Source organism: Bartonella elizabethae F9251 = ATCC 49927 (assembly GCF_000518165.1).
Taxonomy (GTDB): domain Bacteria; phylum Pseudomonadota; class Alphaproteobacteria; order Rhizobiales; family Rhizobiaceae; genus Bartonella; species Bartonella elizabethae.
This window is the reverse complement of sequence record NZ_JADB01000025.1, coordinates 1-17,384: the sequence shown is the minus strand read 5'-3', so window position 1 is coordinate 17,384 and position 17,384 is coordinate 1. Positions and strand designations below refer to the sequence as shown.

Below are 17,384 nucleotides of genomic sequence, written 5' to 3'. Positions count from 1 at the left end.
CTTTGAAGACTGATCGCTGTTGTTTGTTGCGCATGATCATTCGTCACAATCCCTTCAAGCGTTCCACCCACATCTAACAAGTATTCCTTGACACGCTGCATCATCACACGGGCGCTGTTATTGACTGTGTTAGGGTGCTGCCCTTCTGACCAATCAATCAAAGCATCCGCACGCGTGTTATCCGCCGCTCTTAGCGACCAATCATAAATCGTTGACATATCCTAGAACCCTAAACTCCGTAAAATGTCCGCATGAATTGCGTCATCAAAGGATTATCATCTTCACGCTCTTCTTCTTCCAAAGGCTCTTCCTGTGACGCTAATAATGCCCGTAAAACCTCCAGCAAGTTCTCTCTATTGCCAACGCCCCCTCGCGCGATAGGGCTTGCTCTATAAGGCTGTCCACCATACATCTGAAATACACGATTAACAAAATCACTTGCGCGCATTGCGTTATTGCCTGCATTCAAACCAACCGCATTGCTGCCAACCAATTGCGCTGCATTGGCATGGGGATTTCGGAGAAGACGCGCGGCGCCCCCTGCTCCCTGTTGATGTGCTAAATACAATTCCGCATCTGTAGGCGCCCTTCCCAACAAACGGCTTAAATGGTTGCGATTGTCAAGGGTCAACCGCCCCATGGCATCGGCTGCCTGCATAGGGTCAAAACGGTCTTGCAAACCATATTGTTTCGCGGTGCTGTCTATAAACTGATATAACCCACCCGCAGAGGACCTTGGATTCCTTGCATTGGGATTACCGCCACTTTCAACTTGCGCAACACGGTATAAATAACTTTCCGGCAAGCCATACCGCACCGCTGCTTGACGGATCGCTTGATCAACTGAAGGGTTATATCTAGCCATAGATTTTGCTCCTTGCAAATCTGCCAGCTTCCCCCATCAATGCCGAAGAAACAAAGTGCCAGAAACGTTCATTACCAATTCCTGCTTTATGTAATCGTATAAATCTTTGTACCATTTGAGCTACTTCCTGCTGGGTCATACCCTTAACGCCAAAAGTTGCTAATTTTGCTATATCCCGTTCAAATATTTGTCTCTCTTTTTGAGGCAATTTTCTAATCGTATCAGATAAAATATTTTGAGTAATTTTTGCCCCAGCACGTGCTGTACTAACTGTTCCGTAGGGAATATTAACACCTGTTAAAGGAGAAGCCTCTGGTGTTCCTTGAAACGGCTTTAGTGCTCTTTGCGCTGCATCTTGATAAAATCTTTCATCATCTACAGCTTTTCTAAATGCCTTAATGTTTTTAGGGCTTAAAGACCTGCCAAGATTTTTAGACACGCTACCTGTTTGTAAAATATCCGAAAGTCTATTAATAGGGCGGGATTGTTCTAATATGTCATCGATATAATCTCTTATCCCAACGCGATAAGTATTGAAACCATCCGGCATCGCTCCTTTACGAAGACCTTCTGCAATCTCCTTTCCAGATACATCTCTTTCTGCAATGTTTTTGCCTTGGCTTATGGCTTCTGCAAAGCCTTTGTATTTTGCTGCGCTACCCCGTGCTGCTTTATAAGTAGGGGAAATCTTATCCGTTATTTTTACCAAATTATTCTTTAAAATTTGATATGTAGAAGCCCCTTCTTCATCACCAAGCTTTCGATTCATTCTGATTAAAACATCAAGCGATTTCTTGCTTCGATCTAGTAACTCCATTGTAGGTTTATAATTGATATGGCTAAACTCTTTTGCATAAAATCGTTGAGGTATTGCTTTGCGGGGATCTCTTTCTAATTTTTTGACAGCATGCTTGAGAGCATCTTGAAATCCTTCTTGTTTAAAAAGTCTATTAAGAGCTGGATAATATCTTTTTTCTATTGGAGTACGATAGGCTTGTGCATAGAGAGGACCATGTGCTGCTTCCCCTTGCTCTTTAAGCAACCTTTTTAAAACTTTCGTATCTTGGAGAGGGGTAATGTTTTCATCTGCCGATTGACCAAGGCGCTGAACTGCCCCCTGCATCCGTCCTTCATGGGCTCTTTTCAAAAGTTCAGAAACACGCGTATTGGTTTTCCCTATATTCGCAAGTGATACTTCTAAATTTGGACTAATGTCTGTCAAAAATGCATGACGTGGCGCACTTGCAAGATGTTCGGCAACATTCTCAACACCATCATCATATAATGTTTTTGCAACTTCTCTGACTGCTCTGGTTTGAATGTCTTTATGAGCAGGATTAAAATGCCTTCTTACAAAAGGAACTGTTTGCATGCTTCTTAACGCTTTATTCAATCCCGAAGAAACAACAGTACCTGCAAGAGAACCAATAGGACCAGCAACAGATCCAATACCACCACCAATCCCTGCCGAAGTAAGGCGGTCATAAAGACCGTCTCCCGCACCAGAACCATGTAAAGCACCAGAACCCGCTCCTAAAACTGCCGCCTTACCAAGATTTCCAAATGTTGATGCCGCAGCACCTACTCTCAAAAGTCCAAGCCCAGGGACAAATGAAAGTGCTGTTGGTACAAGCGAACCAGCAATATAACCAATAGAAGACAACACTGGATGTTTTTCTTCCAAGGCTTTTTGGTAAGCACGTTCCTTAGCTACCCGTCTATTATAGATCTCTTCTGCTCGTTTATCGCCACTCCAATAATCCTTAAATCCCGCTTCATTCGCCGCTTGTATCTCATCACTATATCCTGCTGTCAAACCAGACGCACCATGACTTCTAAGTGCATCCCACCACGTAAGATCTTTATCATCAAATGAAAAATCATCTGTGGTAGGTTGTTGTCCTTGATTATCTTCAATTTCTACAAAAGATGAAGTATTCGGAATGGTGTCAATTAATTTGTATTTTGTTAGCCAATCCGGTACAGATTGAGTTTTATTGTCACCCAAATCCGTAGCACTTGAAGTATTTGGAATAGTATCGATTAATTTATATTTTTTAAGCCAATTCGGTATCTGGTTACTGTGTTCTTTTGGAGAAGACGTCATACAGCTTACCTTTCATAAATTCTTATGCCGTCGTGAGTACGAACAGCAAATTTTGATCCTTTAGGAAGTTTTTGTATCTCTTCATTTGTAGTAATAAACGATACACCTGCATACTTTCCCGTAAGAGTTGGCGAATCTATAGAATGCTGCGCGCTACTTCTTCCAAATGCTTCATCCACATCCGCAGCTGTTATGTTATCATTCATCAAAATAGCTATTTGAGCATCTGTCGCTTTGTTATAAATCTCCTGTAAACGTTGCAAATTCTTTATAAGATCTTTAGGAGATGAACTCTGTTGCAAAGCACCATAAACACTTTCTAATGTCTTACCTTCCCTATCAGTCAAATTACCCAATCCTGAAGCGCCATTAGGTGATAATGCTTTAATTCTCTCTAATTTATGAAGCATCACTCCGCCCCTGATAGCTTCAAGATGATTTTTCAAACGTGATGCTGGTGTATTCCATAAATACTGTAAAAATTGACCAATTGCACCAGTAGACGCTTTGGGATTTTTCTTAAGTATCTCAAGTGCTTCGTTTATCGTATACGCTGTACTCTCCCTCATAATTTTGGCATCTACTATTTGTAATTTTTTCAACTGTTCACGCTGTTGTATCTCTTGATATGCCTTAGATCCCTTAATAACCTTTGCTTCCAACTCTCCAGTTTCAGGATTGTAAACATGCTGGTAATCAGGAGAAAGTGTAGGTTTATCACCACCTTTTAGCAATGCACTAAGCATTTGAGGATTACGTGCCATAACAGCAGCTTCTTCTTCACTGTAACCTTTAGATTTCAGATACTCGACGGTTTGATTAACCTGCCCTCTTTGTTTATCGCCTTCATGCAAGTTTTTCAGACCCTTGGCAAAAAGTTGCCATCCAGACGAATCTGGACTCGCCGTCATTGCTCCTAAAAGAAAGTCATCAATATTTTTACTAACATCAGACTGTGAAAAACGAGAAAGTTTATCCCCAAAACTAGGTTCTAGTGCGGGACGCTGTTCTTGTGGTGTAATTGGTACTGCTGGAACAGATGTATGATTTTCTACACTAGGTGCGATTTCCTCTCTTGGAATCGGAGTGGATTTATTCTCTTCAATAGGAGAAATAGAGCCTATTGGATTAGGAGAAAAAGAGCCTATGTTATAAGGATTATTCGTAGAAATCATACTAGGAAAAACTGGTAGTTGATATTCCGGTCTTTGATTTTGTTGTATTGCCTCCTGCAATCGTTCTGTTATCGTTTTTGGACGTTTAAGTGCGAACCGTTTATCGCTCGGGTTAAAATTCATAAAAACCATTATATTACCCCTTTAAAACTGTTTATTTTCCCGCAAACTTTTCCGCTGCTTTCTTTGCTCCATAAATCGCTGTCGCTAAATTCTGCCAAGGATTATTGCCTTGCATCATTGTACCTGTCAGATTGTTTGTCGTCGTACCGTAATTTCTTGCAAAACCATGACCCGCGTTCATCAACATATTCAGTCTGTTCCAACCGCTGTTGTCTTGCTCCAGCCAACGTTCGCGATTGGCATCAACAACTCTCTGATTGTAATTATCAAGCACACCTCCACCCTGCATCGCATTAGAATAAGCATTACCATAACCTTGTAAGAAGTTATTCGAAGCACCCAATTGATTTTGATTGGCTTGGTCAACCATTGCATTGGCTTGCATCATATTCTGTACATCTTGATTATACTGGTTCGCTGTAGCACTTGTGGACAAAGCACCAAGTTCATTTGCCAACACACCTGTATGTGCACCGGACCCATAACGACCTGCTCCTGCAAAAGAACTGTTAATCGTATCTCTTACACGGTCTAAGCTATTTTGAAGAGCGGCATTAAAAGAAGGATTTTGTCCAACCATACCACCCGAAGCCATTCTTCCAAGATTATTTGCTGCCGACGTTGGATTGTAGATCGTATTCATCAAAGAACGATTTTGATAATGATGAGGTATACTTCCAAGTCCACCAATAGCATAGCGCGTCTGATCACTTAACGGCGCAACACGAGGTCCGCCGTAAACATTGCCACCAATCCCTGTATTATACATTTGATAGGCATCTGCACCACCACGTTTAAAAACCTTCTCCATCCAAGCAGGTGGGGCGCTTGTCTGCACCTGCTTCTGTTGTGTTGTTGATGGTGTTTCGCTCCCCATGTCACAATTCCTTCCTGTAATAAAGCATCGTTATGCCATAACCTTGCTTGTCTAAGGCGCGCTTCCAACCAAGACGCCCTAAAATCTCTATCTCGAAGGCGCCATTCTCACGCGCCCAATCCTCTAAAACTTTCAAATTGTCAATCTGATCAAGAACGCCTTTGCCACTGCATTCACAAATCAAGGCACGCTTCTTACCTAAAACTGTCTCTTGTATCTGGGTTGTAACTACCGCTAAAAATCGTTCATCGTCATCCAAAACAAGCCACAACTGTTTCTTGCCCGTACAAATGGCTTCCATCAGTTCTTGCAACGTAACTTCATGTTTGAAACGTTCTACATACGCACTCAATGACGCAAATATCTCTTCAAAATACGGGGCTATGCGCTCCAGATCCCAAGAACTGGTCAAATAGACTTTTGCCATTATCCCCTGCCTAAAGGACGTAAATCCACATTAAAGCCCGTAATCATCGTCCAAGGTTCATGTTCTGGAATACGTAATTTAAAGCGGTGATAACGATTGCGTGAGCGACCATGGTAAGCACCCGTGACATAAGAACATATCCTCTCCTTGTGCCATGTGATCGGCGTATCGTGATTACGTAATCTTCTTTCCCCAATACTTAAAAGACCTTGCGTCGTATCAACCTCTGCAAACATCTTCGTGATAAAACTAAAACTTCCATCCGGTGCCCCCAACTCTTGTGAAACAACCGTTGCCTCCATTGGGGCTCCTGTAAACATAACAAGGTGATTTTGATCATTAAAAGCCCCAAGGATAGGCGCACCACTTTGCCAACGGGGGCTATCTAAAGAAGCCGGTAAGGACTCAAGATTGATCGAGATCTCATCCAACTGTTCTAAAGTATAACCTGTCGTAAAGACTGGAAAGAATGTGAAAGGCTTTCCCTGTATCGTCGACCATTTCTGCAAACCCCAATCATAAACAAGTGTCGTTTGCTCGTTGTTAGCTTTCTTTAAAGACCAGTAAATTCGGTTATCAACGGGGTCTATAACCCCTTGCATCTCATCAAGAGCAAACTTATCAAATGTTTTAAAAACCGTTCTATCAACTTTCTCAAAGCCTATCGGCAAAAGTTGACCATCGCTACTCATCTGATAAAAGCCACCATCACTCGCAAAAAAGGCGTCACTGCCTCGACAAGCTATAGAGCCTGCACTGCGCGCACCTCGCTTGTCTTGAATCTTTTGAAAAGCAAAGACAATCTTAGAACCCGAAACAAACGTCCCTGCATAAACAGCAGAACGCATAAAAATGAGCGGATTGGTCGTTTCTGTTGCCCCCTGTACATATTCTCCATCTGGAAAATCTTGAAAATCACAATTTTTCTGCTTAACGGTCCAATGGGTTGCATCATTCAGACCCGACCAATGAATACGATTGGGATTATCTGTCAATTGCATTAAACAAACAAAAGGTCCCCAAACCTTCACCAATCCTGCTTTCGGTGGATTGCCGCCTAAATCTTCAAATCGTTCAGAACTATGGGTATTAAAGACTTGCGGTTTATCATTCTTATTGACCGCAATAATTCTTTGACCAAACAAAGCAAATGACCATTGATTATCTTCATTTGCATGATAGGTCACACCAGTTTGGCTTATGTCCTTCCAACCTTGCGTTTGGCTATCATAACTATAAAGCTTTTGCTTGCCTCCAACAATAATCTTAACACCATTGCCACTTCTAAAGGCTATACAACCCAACGGTTTCTCTTCCAAAGGAATCTTAGAAACAACCATTGCACTAGGCATAGGAATGTAACCACCATCTGCCGGTAAAACATTCACAAGGCTGTCTGTAAAGCTGCCGTTAACAACCGCAACATCCGGTCTGTAATCAGCGATTGGAAAATAAACCATGTTAGAAATCCGTTGGAATTATTCTTGTCACGTTATGGCGTTGAGACGTCTCTGCACGCAATTCATGCAACTGCTCGTTAAAGTCATTATAAGCTGCCGTTGCACAATCGGGTTCTTTAAGGATATTCTTGTACAACTCATATTTTGCACGCGCCTTAATCAAATCAAACGCGTGCACAAACCATAGATGCTCTTCATCAACACTCTCTATCTCCGATAACCGCTGTGGAGAGAGAATGAGTTGAATTTGATAGGCTCTGTCCGGTGTAGGATAAAGATGCAATTTCCTATCAAAGTAACTGTAACAAACCGGCGTTCCTTGCTGTTCTGATCGCAACAAAGGCTCTAAGGAAACATGGTCCTTACACTCCAATGCAAACTTATGATGTTCATCAGAACTTAAGTAAACGCTTTTGATTTTAACAGCTGTTTCGATATGGTGGGTATCGGTTGCGTCATAAGCCCCTTGCCCCTCCCTTGTTTGAAACACCACATCACGGCTTTCGTTAAAGTAAAAAGTTTCTCTCTCACAAAAACGAATAGCAGCAAAAATACTTTCTTGGATTTGAGATACATATTCATCCGCAACGTCATCAATCTCATCTTGAATGACTGACACCATGTGTGAAAGCGTTTTTCGATGACGATAAACATTTTGACCAGCAGGTATTGGTCCGCCGGTCCTAACCCGAATATAATGACGTGCCATTAAAATACCTTTCTGTAATTGAAACGAACTTGACATGATACAATATGTGTACTATAGTGCACCAATGATGCTCATTCATAAAACGATAGAATTTGATACTTGGCTTGAGAAGCTTAAAGATAAAACCGCTAAAGCTATTATTCTTCAACGTGTTGTACGCTTAAAACAAGGACTTTTGGGTGATGTTAAATTCTTTCATGGCATAGGTGAATTACGTATCCACTATGGTGCTGGGTACAGAGTTTATTTTACCCAAAAAGGCTCTGATTTTATCCTTTTGTTATGCGGTGGAGATAAATCAACGCAGCAAAGGGATATTGAACAAGCATTAAAGTTAAAAGAGGAGTACAGTGATGAAAATAACCCCATTTGAACCTGAAAAATATCTTAAAGACATTGAATCACAACAAATTTTTCTCAATGAAGCTCTTAAAACCGGTGATGCCGCTCATATCGCAGATGCTATTGGTATCGTTGCCAGAGCCCAAAATATGAGTGCCTTAGCAAAAGAAACCAATCGCGAACGCAGTGGATTATATCGCTCCTTAAGTAAAACGGGTGACCCTAAGCTTTCTACCTTAGTCGCTGTCTTATCTGCCCTTAATTTGCAACTCTCTGTACAACCTTGCAACTCATGAATATAAGGGGAGTTAAATGATTTCTCCCCTTAACAATTTGTCACGAATTCAACGACCACGCTTGCTTCACCTGCTTGGACTGTCTTGTCCATTTTAGCATAGAGAGTAAGCTCTTCATCATAAGGAACAAATTCCTTTTGGTTAGTGGGCTTGACCTCTTTGACTGCCTGTTGTTTGATTTCTGCCTCACCAAACTCTTTCCCTCCAGCAGTGCTGCCTATTTTTACCTTCGTGTCCGAAAATGCTGTCTTCACAAACACCTTAATCGAGGTGATTAAAGCCCCTCGAGGCAAAATGCCTATTCTCAGGGCATTCTCTTTATCTTTGTAGCTAAAATTAAGCCGCAAAAAGCTTACCTGTTGGGTATGAAGGCTTCTCCCCTGCAAGGGAGGTGGTAAATGATCTGCCATATCTTGTCCCCTTAATGATTTGTCACAAATTGCACAATCACAACACATTCACCAGCATCCGTGGTTTTATCACGGGTTGCATAAAGGGTAACTTCCTTATCATTCGCAATAAAAACCTTTTGATCGGTTGGTGTAAAATCTTGCATTCCTTGGGCTTTGATATCCTTTTCACTGAAATCATTGCCCCCATAGGTACTGCCTATCTTCAACTTCGCTTCCGTAAACGCCGTCTTAACAAACGCTTTCATCGAAGTGATCAAAGCACCTCGAGGCAAAATCCCGATTTTTTCAGTGAGATGCTTATCTTTATGCGTAATATTCAACCGCAAAAAGCTGACCTGCTGAGTATGAAGACTTCTCCCCTGCAAGGGAGGTGGTAATTGATTTGCCATGTCTTTTTTCCTCCTTAATCATTATGCTGCTGCTTCACCGCTGTAGGTAGGAATGACAATCGTTCCAAAATCTTGTGCTGTTTGTGCACTATTTGGCATTTGGAAACGTGTTTTCTTCATTCCTATCAATGTTTTAGCGCAAACACCCAATTCACGTTTATAATCAAAATACTCTTCTTCAATCGTGTAATGCGTTTCACTGTACTTTTTACCAAAACCTATAACTGCACTTTGGGCTCCTAAGAACACCGCACGACGCACACTTTTGACGGCTGTATGATCTGTTGATTTAACACCATGAGTGACATGAACTGCCTCACGTAAAACAACACCATTATACATACCAAGAGAACCATCAAAGATTGGGTTCTTCGCGCGAGAGGTTGCGTAAACCGATTTTTGAATATCTAACCATTCACCGGCTGCTGTATTGGTTCGCAACTGCATCACTTGGGTGGGATGCAAATAAAGAACGTAAACATCATCACCATTAATGTGAACTGGAGAAATTTGCGGATTGGCTAGTTTGGCTTGTTTAACCGCTTCATCAATCAATTTAAGGCTAAAGCTATGTTTGGCTTTATCGGTAAGATCTTCATCTTTGGTTTTGCCATCGGGACGGATAATCCGTTCACTGCTGGGTGCCATGATTTCATTAAAGCCGTAATAAACTGGTTTAATGTATATTTCTCGACCATCAACATTGATTGTACGGGCTGTATAACCACACACCTGTAAAAAGAACATAATGCTTAAACGATTGGCAAACCAGCGAACCAGTCCTTCTTTGGCTTTCTTGTGTAAATTCGGAAGTATTCTCTGTTGATCAATCGAGTCATCATTCGCCACACGCGCTGCATGTAAGAGCTCGTTAATGATCAGCCTATCATTCATAAATTGAAGTGATTCTTCATTACCCTCTAGGGTTTCGCCTTGAGTGACACCATCCCCAAACAGATTGACCAGCAAACTGAATGTAACGCTATCCCCTGCACTCTTATGGGTTTCGTCGTAAAGCTGGATAATGCTGTTTGAACTTTTGCCAATCAAGGGAGCAATTTTTGTCGCCTTCAAAACTTCATTGCCTAATTTCCGTGACCACAATTTCACCGCTAGTGGATCATGGGTTTCTATATGTGTTGCTGCCATTTTTTCACCTTTCTTTGCTATAAAAAAACCGGCTCTAAGCCGGTGAAAAACCCGCATCAAAGGCGGATTATGTTGTAAAACTTATTGCCTAATCGGAGTCTGCACCCATAATTTTATAAAAAAGTGCTTCATTTTTCGGATTGGATATCCACGCATCAAATTCCTTTTGTGGCATAGCGTCAAGAGTTTGTTTGGTCATAGGACCTGTTACACCCCCACCACCAGATGCCGTTAAGGTTCTCGCAGAATTCTGTCGACTTTGAAGCGCTGCAATCTGATCATTGGCTTGCACCGCTTGGTTTTGGTAACCTAGATTTTGCGCTATCCTATAAATCTCTTCTGCTGGATTGAGGTCTCTTTGTGCACAAGTCGCTACAAGCGCATGCAATTGATCTTTTATAATCGCATCTATTGTACTCTTTTGCGCATACTCTGGATAAAGTGACGACCAAGAACTTAATTCCTTTGCACGTGCCTCATAAAGAAAATTTGCCGCAGCATCAAAATCACGGGTTTTATCTTGAAACGACTGAACAGAACTGTTGAAAAACTGACCAAGACGCATATCATGTTGATGCTGTTCCTCAGCTTGTCTTATCGCTTCCTTCTGTTCCCTAATATACGCATCTTGCTTTTGAATCCTATCTAACATCCACGATACTAAACGAACAGGGTCCTCACGTAGATCTGGAGGCGCACCTTCCCCTTCAGCCATTGGCGCTTGGGGTTGCTGTTCATAAAACTTAACAAGTGCTTCACGGGCTTGCTTGAGTTGTTCTTCTGAACGTTGCCGATTTATAGGAACGGTTTCTGAAGGCTGTTCAACGGGCTCTGCAACCGGCTCTTGAGACGTGATATCATCATGGCTTTCAACCGTTTCTACCTCGTGATCAATATCAAAAGAGCCCTCATCATCAAAGACTGGTGCTCCAACTCTGTAATCCTCATTTAATCCTTCATTCATTTCTGCATTCATTCTTTCACCTTTCTCAAATGCTTCTTCCTCGATACATGATCGCTCTTTCTCGCCTGATCTGATTTTGCTCTCGCTCATTGGAAATACGCTGTCGTTCAAGCTCATGTTTCTCTTGCATGATCTCTGCGTCCATTTGTGCCCTCTGATGACGCATGAACAATTCAATCTGCTTTCCTTGTAAATCCATCTGTTGCAGTTGGCTTTTGACTTCCATGTCCTGCTGCTTTTCTTGCAACTTCATTTCTTGTTCTGGAGTCATCTGTTGTTGCGCTTGTTGCGCCATTTGCTGCTGCTGTTGTACCTTCTCACTTATACGATTAAGCAGTGACGCAGGAAATGGAGAATAACGCATAAAATCAAGAAGGATATCCGGTGTGATTACATTTTGAAGCAACGGCAACAATTGCGTAATAATGCCAAAAGTCCGCTCTTTCTCATTCGGGCTGGTTGGCGCATCATCGACCACAATATCGTAATCAACACTCATCACCGCTTCACGCGTCAACGGAATATATTGCGCATTCTCTTCTCCAGAAATCCGTACCAAACGACCATCAGACAGATAATTCTGGATCAAGTGCAAAATAAGCTTGCCTTGCCTTTTGCGATACAAACGCAAGCCATCAAACAAACAAGCAAGCAGGTTTAAACTGGATTGACGCCGTTGTGCCTCCAAAACCCCTGCTTGTGAGACTTCTCTCGTCCCTATAAACTCTGGCGATAATCCCGTGACCTGATTAATTGCTTCTTTCGCCTCATTAAACAGCTGGAAAAAACCCGTTGGAAATTGTGCTACGGGCTTGGGTTGTATCTTTTTATTAGCTAAAGCATTGAGTTTTGTCCACGTAATACCATCTGTCCTGCTCCAACTTTTTACTGCTTCTCTTTCATCTTCAAAAGCCCCTCGTTCTGCCATAATCCCGCCTTTGGATTGGCTATTGAGAATATGCATGACTTGACTAAAATATTTATTCGCCCACCGTTGTGGATCTTTTGTAGGACGTACAACCCCATAAAATTGACGTTCTACCTTGTCAAAATACCCCGTGATACATTCCCACCCCAATTGACCAGCAGGAACCATCGGTTGATCGGGGCATAGTAAAACTTTTCTGCCTAAAAAAGCGCGCTTGACCACCTTTTTATTGAAAGCCGCCCCTTGGATATCGGGCATCATGCATTGGAGTTGCTTAAATTCCTCTTTGCTATAATCACGAAGTTCTCCAGTGCTTAAATCGGGTGCTTTGTAATATGGCTCGTTTTCAAACCAACGACATTCAACGAGCGTGACCATTCGGCGACCGTTTTCAACATCAATGCCCCTCTCATCATCATAAGCCTCTGAGTTGTTATGATGAACCCCTTCATAAATATTCCCATCCTTCGCCCAATCTGCACTCAGTTCACTCCAATGGGATTTTGGAAACATTTGCCTTGCAACTTCCAAAGGTTTGCGGTCCACATACCACATACGTTGTGCATCCGTTAAATTCGGTTGCACTGCCGCGCTATCCCAAACCATCTTCAATGGATCTAAACGCCTAATAACTGGCTCGCCATCAAGGCCATTCTCATAATCAAGACGTGTATCAGTCCACCCCATACCGCAAATGACAGCATCTTGAAAAGCATCGGAATCCGCATATTCGGCTTGTGCCATATCGCGAAACCATTCTGCCGCCCCTGTAAGCAATTCACTTGGCAACGCTTTCCCTATTTGACGGGGGATAAACTGCACTTCACGTTTATTATTACGCTCTGACCCCACAACCGCATTGACCAGCGGGGCAATACGATTAAATGTCATCACGGGGCGGCGTTGCTCTTTTAATGCCGCTAAATCCTGTTCATTCCACTGATCTCCATTGTAAAAACGAAAATCCTCCCTTGCATGCTCACGCCATTTGTTCACATGCTCAACATCTTCTTTATACCAACTCACAAGCTTGCGAAACAAGCCTTCTGTCGACAGATCTGAAGCGTTGCTATTTTGCTCTAAATGCTCTTCATCATGCATCATTCTGCCATCCATGACGTACTCTCATAAGCTTCTCTACCGCTGTAAGCTTGTCTCTTATGTTTCTGCACCGGTTGCTCATAACCCACACACATTAATCCAAAAGCATCCGCCCCATGACTCGACCAATCATGCTCTGCCCCTAACCCTATATTCCGCTTCTCATCCCATTTCTCGTGATACCAATTCAGTGCCTTACGACCTGCTACTGTCGTTTCCTCGTTAAACCAAACAGAAGGTAAAATACGCCGCACTGCCTCTATTCGCATTTTGACAGCACCAGCCCCTTGATTGGGAATGACTTGCGTTTCAAATCCCGCATCATTAAGAGCACTTTCAAAACTCACATTGTGCACACGGTCTCTGGTCGCACCATCATGCGGCAAAACCATCAATGCCTTCTCATAACCATTTTGCCGTAACCAGCCGATATGTTCCGATAATGGCTGCCCTTGTGCCTCGTAATAATCCAGCACTCTAATCTCTCTGCCAACAAACTGTGCTATCCAAATCGCTGTTGCATCTGCCTTAGCACCCGTCCCCCCAATATCCCAAAAGGCGCGTATCTGCATTAAAGGGTCACGTGCAACACGCCCTATCCGCCCCTCCTGCTCGGCTGCCAACATCTCCTTTTGGTAGTAAGCCCCTTGAACTGCTGTAAGATAAGCCCCTTCCCATATATGCTTATAGGTCTCGGGGCGGGATCTCAAATCATCAAGCCGCGCTTCATTCAAGATCTTGGGAAACTTCGGATTATCGGACCAGTTGATCTCAACACGTTTAATGGCTTCATTATCCGAAAAGCGAAATCGTTTCTCAACTGGTGCATTATCCCGTAACGGGTTCCATGTTACCCATAACTCAGCGCGCCAACCCTCTCCTTCTTCACGCAATGTTGGAATAAGCGTCTGCCAAGCTGTCTCTGTAACCGGCTCTGCCTCATCAACCCAACAGAGTAAAATACGCCCCATGGACTTGATACTTGCAATGTTACGGTCCAGTCCACAAAACTGAAAGGCTATACGACCATCAATCGACTTAATTGAAGCCTCTCCTACCTTGTAATAACCCTTTAAAAAGTCATGGGATTCAATGGCGCGCTTAATTTCCTCCAATGAACTCTCTGCTAGCGAATTTTGAAACTGACGCGCACAAAGGATAGTCCCTGATATCCCTTGCATGCCAAATTGATAGCCTTTTAAAGCCGCCATCAAAGCAAATGATCTTGTCTTGCCAGACCCCCGTCCACCCCAAGCTGCTCGAACCAAAGCATCCCCTGCAAAAAGTGGAATAAGCTTTGGTACAATCCTAATCTGTCTTTTCGTCATTAATTAAAGGTGCTATTTCCACACGCCCTATCATGTTAATGGCGCCCCCATCCTCCCCTGTTACTTGCAAAGGCAACACCTTACCAAGCAATGCTAAATAAGCAGCGGGGCATTTGACTGCTTGCTTTTCTAGATAAGAAACCAAACCTTCATTTCCATATTTACTACCTGCTAATTCAGCAGCTTTTATGACTGCCTCTTTTAAAAGGCTTGTTGTTTTATTCGGAACACCTTTCACACGCCCTTTTCCAGCATTAGGAGGCATAGGCTTTTTTGTCGCTTGTAAAACCTGTTCTGTATTTTCGCATGTCATAAAATACGCCCTCCAGATAATAAAAAACCCCGCATTTGCGGGGCTTTAAACTGTATCCTACCCTCATTTAGATACAATACGACTAGTGCCGTAATTGTCATTAAATACGATTTTCTACACTTTGTCAACACAAAAATAACACATATTGATAATTTTAAGGGGAATCAATTATAAAAGTTAGTGACAATAAGAAACAAGAGATAACCTATGTTTAAACGATTTATATTATTAACTATAGCAATAACCTCTCTTTTATTTTCTAATCACGCAAATAGTGAACAATCAACAAATTATACTCCTTATTCTTCTATTGTTCAGTGCGAAAATGGTGAAATTCCTGTTTATCACGGTTCTTCTATTATTAAATGTGTTTCAAAAGAAGATAGTGAAAAAAATGTACCAGATTGGCTAAAAAAATATAAGTTACTTAGCATCCATAAAGAAGAAAATAAATACCGTTTTCAGCAATCGCATGAATACGAAAAGTTGATAAATAATCATATCAAGGAATGGTTTGTAATAGGATTTATAATAATTACCATGATGTCTCTTCCAATCAGCTTGCTTTGGCGTTTCAGATTCAAGATTTCCGCATGTTTATTTGGAACAGCCACTCTATTATCTATTATTGCAATACCCTATATATTTGGTTGGTAGTATCTATTTTTGTAAAAAATGCTTATAAAGCGCATTAAGAGCAACCTTTAATGAACTCACAAAATGTGGTAATTCTTGATCTTCTATAACGATGTACTGTAGCGCAGAATGAAGATTGTACTGTCTATAGAGATGTTGCGCTTCTTTTATTGCCTCTTGCATGGCTTGATAATGACGGGTCGCTTTTTCAACCCACTGTTCAAAGCTATTAGGATCTGAATTAGTTGAAACATCATCATAAATCGCGCTTGGAAATCCTTTTGCACAAAGGTAATTATTTCTTATCTGTAGGTACTGTTGCGCGGTGTCATATTGCTCTTGTATGAGTACACCTTGCAAGCAAAGCCGCCCTATGTAAGTACCAGCGAGTGGATTTTTTGCGTCATATAAGGTTAAACCGAAGCGTTTTGCACGCATTTCTATAGCTAATTTATCAATGGCTTCACGCGGTTCTTTTGCACGCGATATTCGTCCATTTGCTTCTCTTATCTGCCCTGTGATTTTAGGGCGTCCCCTCTTTTTATTTGCTTTCACTGACCAGATTCCTTTTTAATATTTTCCCAAATTTCCTCTGATTGTGACTTGTACTTTCGACTATAAAAAAATAGAAAAACCAGAATGATGAATAGTATAACCATAAGAATTAGCTTAATTTTTAAATGATTTGTATCCTCAAATAGTTCTGTGAACAAAGTTAAACATGCACCTCCTAAAGTACCCATTATTGCTTCATAACGACGTGCAGATGTTGCAAAACTTTTTAACAGTTTTATTTCTTGTGCTGAAACAGCATAATGAACAGTCTTTCTCGGAAGAAAATCTGCAATAATTTTAATAGACTGATTTTCAACAATATCATTTGCAGTATCACTCGCGCGTTGAATCTCTTCAATATGAAGGGATTTCTTTTTTTTCCTTTTTTTTCGCTTCTTGTAAGTATCCGTTAATTTTTTTTGTAAAGTATTCCCTGACGTCATTATCTTTTAGCTTCACACCCAATCGCTTACAATTATAAACTTTTTCCCATGGGGAGCCATTCTCATGAGATTCATTACGCAGGTAAGAAGCTGAAAAGTTTTTATACGCATTCCAAACGCTCTCTAATAATTTGAAAGTATATTCATCCGTTGAGTTTTTATGAATTTTAGGGATAAAAATTTCTCCTGTCTCTAAATCAACTGTCCGAGAATAGCAATCGATAAAACGTCTTCCCCAATCTTTAAACTCATGATAAAGAGCCGGAATCACGGGACCATGCTGCCATGCTTCTATACGATCAGAAAAAAGTCGTTTACCTGTAGCTGCTAACATCCACCCATACGCAAGATAAACCAACTTAATAAGCTTCATAGGAGAAATTGGGATATTCTCTTCACGCCCCTTTTCAAGAAAGAAGTTAGCAATTTGTTGAACTTGGTACATATTATTCATACCCTACAAAATATACAATTTTACAGAATTGCTTTAACATGATCGCTTTCTTCATTCAATAATGCCCCTCTTATTAAAAAGGAACATCATCATTTAAAGAGTTTGTAGGCATATCAAGAGGTCTGTGAATGCTTGCATAAGCAGATGACGGCTCTTGATCATCATTATTTTTGTTGTCTAAAAGCTTTAACTCTCCTTTGTACTTAGGCAAAATGATCTCTGTTGTGTAACGGTCAATACCGTTTTTATCTTGCCATTTACGGGTTTGAAGCTGCCCCTCGATATAGACTTTGCTGCCTTTGTTTAAGTATTGAAGCGCTATTTTTGCAA

20 protein-coding genes and 1 pseudogene are annotated in these 17,384 nt (G+C 41.5%); 3 read left to right on the top strand and 18 right to left on the bottom strand.

What is annotated here, in order from left to right:
* From T429_RS0108135 to T429_RS0108100, 8 genes and pseudogenes are all read right to left on the bottom strand, one after another.
* A pseudogene (locus T429_RS0108135) lies at positions 1 to 218 on the bottom strand (phage tail protein); the annotation flags it as partial.
* Between the two features lie 11 nt (positions 219 to 229).
* On the bottom strand, positions 230 to 865 hold the full coding sequence (locus T429_RS0108130) for a transglycosylase SLT domain-containing protein (protein ID WP_005775100.1): 636 nt from the start codon (positions 863 to 865) through the stop codon (positions 230 to 232).
* A complete protein-coding gene (locus tag T429_RS0108125; protein ID WP_005775099.1) occupies positions 858 to 2,972 on the bottom strand; it encodes a hypothetical protein in 2,115 nt (704 codons plus the stop codon). Before T429_RS0108125 ends, T429_RS0108130 begins: the two co-directional genes overlap by 8 nt.
* Before the next feature lie 5 nt (positions 2,973 to 2,977).
* Positions 2,978 to 4,270 (bottom strand): hypothetical protein, encoded by a 1,293-nt coding sequence (locus T429_RS10880; RefSeq protein ID WP_195890864.1) that lies wholly within the window; start codon positions 4,268 to 4,270, stop codon positions 2,978 to 2,980.
* A gap of 31 nt (positions 4,271 to 4,301) precedes the next feature.
* Positions 4,302 to 5,147, bottom strand: coding sequence for a hypothetical protein (locus T429_RS0108115; protein WP_005775097.1), 846 nt, complete (start codon positions 5,145 to 5,147; stop codon positions 4,302 to 4,304).
* Position 5,148: 1 nt separating this feature from the next.
* Positions 5,149 to 5,574, bottom strand: coding sequence for a hypothetical protein (locus tag T429_RS0108110; RefSeq protein ID WP_005775096.1), 426 nt, complete (start codon positions 5,572 to 5,574; stop codon positions 5,149 to 5,151).
* Positions 5,574 to 7,034 carry a hypothetical protein gene (locus tag T429_RS0108105; protein WP_005775095.1) on the bottom strand — a complete coding sequence of 487 codons (1,461 nt, stop codon included), beginning with the start codon at positions 7,032 to 7,034 and terminating at the stop codon, positions 5,574 to 5,576. The genes T429_RS0108110 and T429_RS0108105 overlap by 1 nt, the downstream gene beginning before the upstream one ends.
* 1 nt (position 7,035) lies before the next feature.
* Positions 7,036 to 7,743, bottom strand: a complete 708-nt coding sequence (locus T429_RS0108100) for a phage adaptor protein (RefSeq protein WP_005775094.1) — start codon at positions 7,741 to 7,743, stop codon at positions 7,036 to 7,038.
* A 64-nt stretch (positions 7,744 to 7,807) separates the two neighbouring features.
* Here T429_RS0108100 and T429_RS0108095 point away from each other — a divergent pair, with 64 nt between their 5' ends.
* Positions 7,808 to 8,116: a type II toxin-antitoxin system RelE/ParE family toxin gene (locus tag T429_RS0108095; protein ID WP_026500960.1), complete on the top strand. Its 309-nt coding sequence runs from the start codon at positions 7,808 to 7,810 to the stop codon at positions 8,114 to 8,116.
* Positions 8,097 to 8,381 (top strand): addiction module antidote protein, encoded by a 285-nt coding sequence (locus tag T429_RS0108090; protein ID WP_005775091.1) that lies wholly within the window; start codon positions 8,097 to 8,099, stop codon positions 8,379 to 8,381. The genes T429_RS0108095 and T429_RS0108090 overlap by 20 nt, the downstream gene beginning before the upstream one ends.
* Positions 8,382 to 8,410: 29 nt before the next feature.
* On the opposite strand, the gene T429_RS0108085 is transcribed toward T429_RS0108090, so the two are convergent.
* The 7 genes from T429_RS0108085 to T429_RS0108055 all read right to left on the bottom strand — a co-directional run bounded on the left by T429_RS0108085 (position 8,411) and on the right by T429_RS0108055 (position 14,966).
* Positions 8,411 to 8,791 carry a hypothetical protein gene (locus T429_RS0108085; protein ID WP_005775090.1) on the bottom strand — a complete coding sequence of 127 codons (381 nt, stop codon included), beginning with the start codon at positions 8,789 to 8,791 and terminating at the stop codon, positions 8,411 to 8,413.
* Between the two features lie 11 nt (positions 8,792 to 8,802).
* A complete protein-coding gene (locus tag T429_RS0108080) occupies positions 8,803 to 9,183 on the bottom strand; it encodes a hypothetical protein (protein ID WP_005775089.1) in 381 nt (126 codons plus the stop codon).
* A gap of 21 nt (positions 9,184 to 9,204) precedes the next feature.
* Positions 9,205 to 10,332 (bottom strand): N4-gp56 family major capsid protein, encoded by a 1,128-nt coding sequence (locus T429_RS0108075; RefSeq protein ID WP_005775088.1) that lies wholly within the window; start codon positions 10,330 to 10,332, stop codon positions 9,205 to 9,207.
* Positions 10,333 to 10,420: 88 nt separating this feature from the next.
* Positions 10,421 to 11,308: a hypothetical protein gene (locus T429_RS0108070; protein WP_005775087.1), complete on the bottom strand. Its 888-nt coding sequence runs from the start codon at positions 11,306 to 11,308 to the stop codon at positions 10,421 to 10,423.
* A 13-nt stretch (positions 11,309 to 11,321) separates the two neighbouring features.
* The gene (locus tag T429_RS0108065; RefSeq protein ID WP_026500959.1) at positions 11,322 to 13,340 is read right to left on the bottom strand and encodes a portal protein; all 2,019 of its coding nucleotides are present in this window, start codon (positions 13,338 to 13,340) and stop codon (positions 11,322 to 11,324) included.
* Complete coding sequence (locus T429_RS0108060; RefSeq protein WP_005775085.1) at positions 13,325 to 14,653, bottom strand: PBSX family phage terminase large subunit; 1,329 nt, start codon at positions 14,651 to 14,653, stop codon at positions 13,325 to 13,327. The genes T429_RS0108065 and T429_RS0108060 overlap by 16 nt, the downstream gene beginning before the upstream one ends.
* Positions 14,634 to 14,966, bottom strand: a complete 333-nt coding sequence (locus T429_RS0108055; protein WP_005775083.1) for a hypothetical protein — start codon at positions 14,964 to 14,966, stop codon at positions 14,634 to 14,636. The genes T429_RS0108060 and T429_RS0108055 overlap by 20 nt, the downstream gene beginning before the upstream one ends.
* Positions 14,967 to 15,173: 207 nt before the next feature.
* Here T429_RS0108055 and T429_RS0108050 point away from each other — a divergent pair, with 207 nt between their 5' ends.
* Positions 15,174 to 15,623, top strand: a complete 450-nt coding sequence (locus tag T429_RS0108050; protein WP_005775082.1) for a hypothetical protein — start codon at positions 15,174 to 15,176, stop codon at positions 15,621 to 15,623.
* 3 nt (positions 15,624 to 15,626) lie between these two features.
* Here the strand turns inward: T429_RS0108050 and T429_RS0108045 are convergent, their stop codons facing one another.
* The 3 genes from T429_RS0108045 to ssb form a co-directional block, all read right to left on the bottom strand.
* Entirely contained in the window at positions 15,627 to 16,157 is a 531-nt protein-coding gene (locus tag T429_RS0108045; protein WP_005775081.1) for a hypothetical protein, read from the bottom strand.
* Between the two features lie 354 nt (positions 16,158 to 16,511).
* On the bottom strand, positions 16,512 to 17,045 hold the full coding sequence (locus tag T429_RS0108035) for a Panacea domain-containing protein (RefSeq protein ID WP_005775080.1): 534 nt from the start codon (positions 17,043 to 17,045) through the stop codon (positions 16,512 to 16,514).
* An 82-nt stretch (positions 17,046 to 17,127) separates the two neighbouring features.
* The coding region (gene ssb / locus T429_RS0108030; protein ID WP_026500957.1) for a single-stranded DNA-binding protein at positions 17,128 to 17,384 on the bottom strand (257 nt) is incomplete at its 5' end.

What these genes read in the sequence shown, in the direction of transcription:
- T429_RS0108115 (WP_005775097.1), bottom strand. Translation starts at nt 5,147, where the DNA reads ATGGGGAGCGAAACACCATCAACAACACAACAGAAGCAGGTGCAGACA.
- T429_RS0108055 (WP_005775083.1), bottom strand. Translation starts at nt 14,966, where the DNA reads ATGACATGCGAAAATACAGAACAGGTTTTACAAGCGACAAAAAAGCCT.
- T429_RS0108100 (WP_005775094.1), bottom strand. Translation starts at nt 7,743, where the DNA reads ATGGCACGTCATTATATTCGGGTTAGGACCGGCGGACCAATACCTGCT.
- T429_RS0108095 (WP_026500960.1), top strand. Translation starts at nt 7,808, where the DNA reads ATGATGCTCATTCATAAAACGATAGAATTTGATACTTGGCTTGAGAAG.
- T429_RS0108080 (WP_005775089.1), bottom strand. Translation starts at nt 9,183, where the DNA reads ATGGCAAATCAATTACCACCTCCCTTGCAGGGGAGAAGTCTTCATACT.
- T429_RS0108075 (WP_005775088.1), bottom strand. Translation starts at nt 10,332, where the DNA reads ATGGCAGCAACACATATAGAAACCCATGATCCACTAGCGGTGAAATTG.
- T429_RS0108105 (WP_005775095.1), bottom strand. Translation starts at nt 7,034, where the DNA reads ATGGTTTATTTTCCAATCGCTGATTACAGACCGGATGTTGCGGTTGTT.
- T429_RS0108050 (WP_005775082.1), top strand. Translation starts at nt 15,174, where the DNA reads ATGTTTAAACGATTTATATTATTAACTATAGCAATAACCTCTCTTTTA.
- T429_RS0108125 (WP_005775099.1), bottom strand. Translation starts at nt 2,972, where the DNA reads ATGACGTCTTCTCCAAAAGAACACAGTAACCAGATACCGAATTGGCTT.
- T429_RS0108090 (WP_005775091.1), top strand. Translation starts at nt 8,097, where the DNA reads ATGAAAATAACCCCATTTGAACCTGAAAAATATCTTAAAGACATTGAA.
- T429_RS10880 (WP_195890864.1), bottom strand. Translation starts at nt 4,270, where the DNA reads ATGAATTTTAACCCGAGCGATAAACGGTTCGCACTTAAACGTCCAAAA.
- T429_RS0108060 (WP_005775085.1), bottom strand. Translation starts at nt 14,653, where the DNA reads ATGACGAAAAGACAGATTAGGATTGTACCAAAGCTTATTCCACTTTTT.
- T429_RS0108035 (WP_005775080.1), bottom strand. Translation starts at nt 17,045, where the DNA reads ATGTACCAAGTTCAACAAATTGCTAACTTCTTTCTTGAAAAGGGGCGT.
- T429_RS0108065 (WP_026500959.1), bottom strand. Translation starts at nt 13,340, where the DNA reads ATGGATGGCAGAATGATGCATGATGAAGAGCATTTAGAGCAAAATAGC.
- T429_RS0108070 (WP_005775087.1), bottom strand. Translation starts at nt 11,308, where the DNA reads ATGAATGCAGAAATGAATGAAGGATTAAATGAGGATTACAGAGTTGGA.
- T429_RS0108110 (WP_005775096.1), bottom strand. Translation starts at nt 5,574, where the DNA reads ATGGCAAAAGTCTATTTGACCAGTTCTTGGGATCTGGAGCGCATAGCC.
- T429_RS0108085 (WP_005775090.1), bottom strand. Translation starts at nt 8,791, where the DNA reads ATGGCAGATCATTTACCACCTCCCTTGCAGGGGAGAAGCCTTCATACC.
- T429_RS0108130 (WP_005775100.1), bottom strand. Translation starts at nt 865, where the DNA reads ATGGCTAGATATAACCCTTCAGTTGATCAAGCGATCCGTCAAGCAGCG.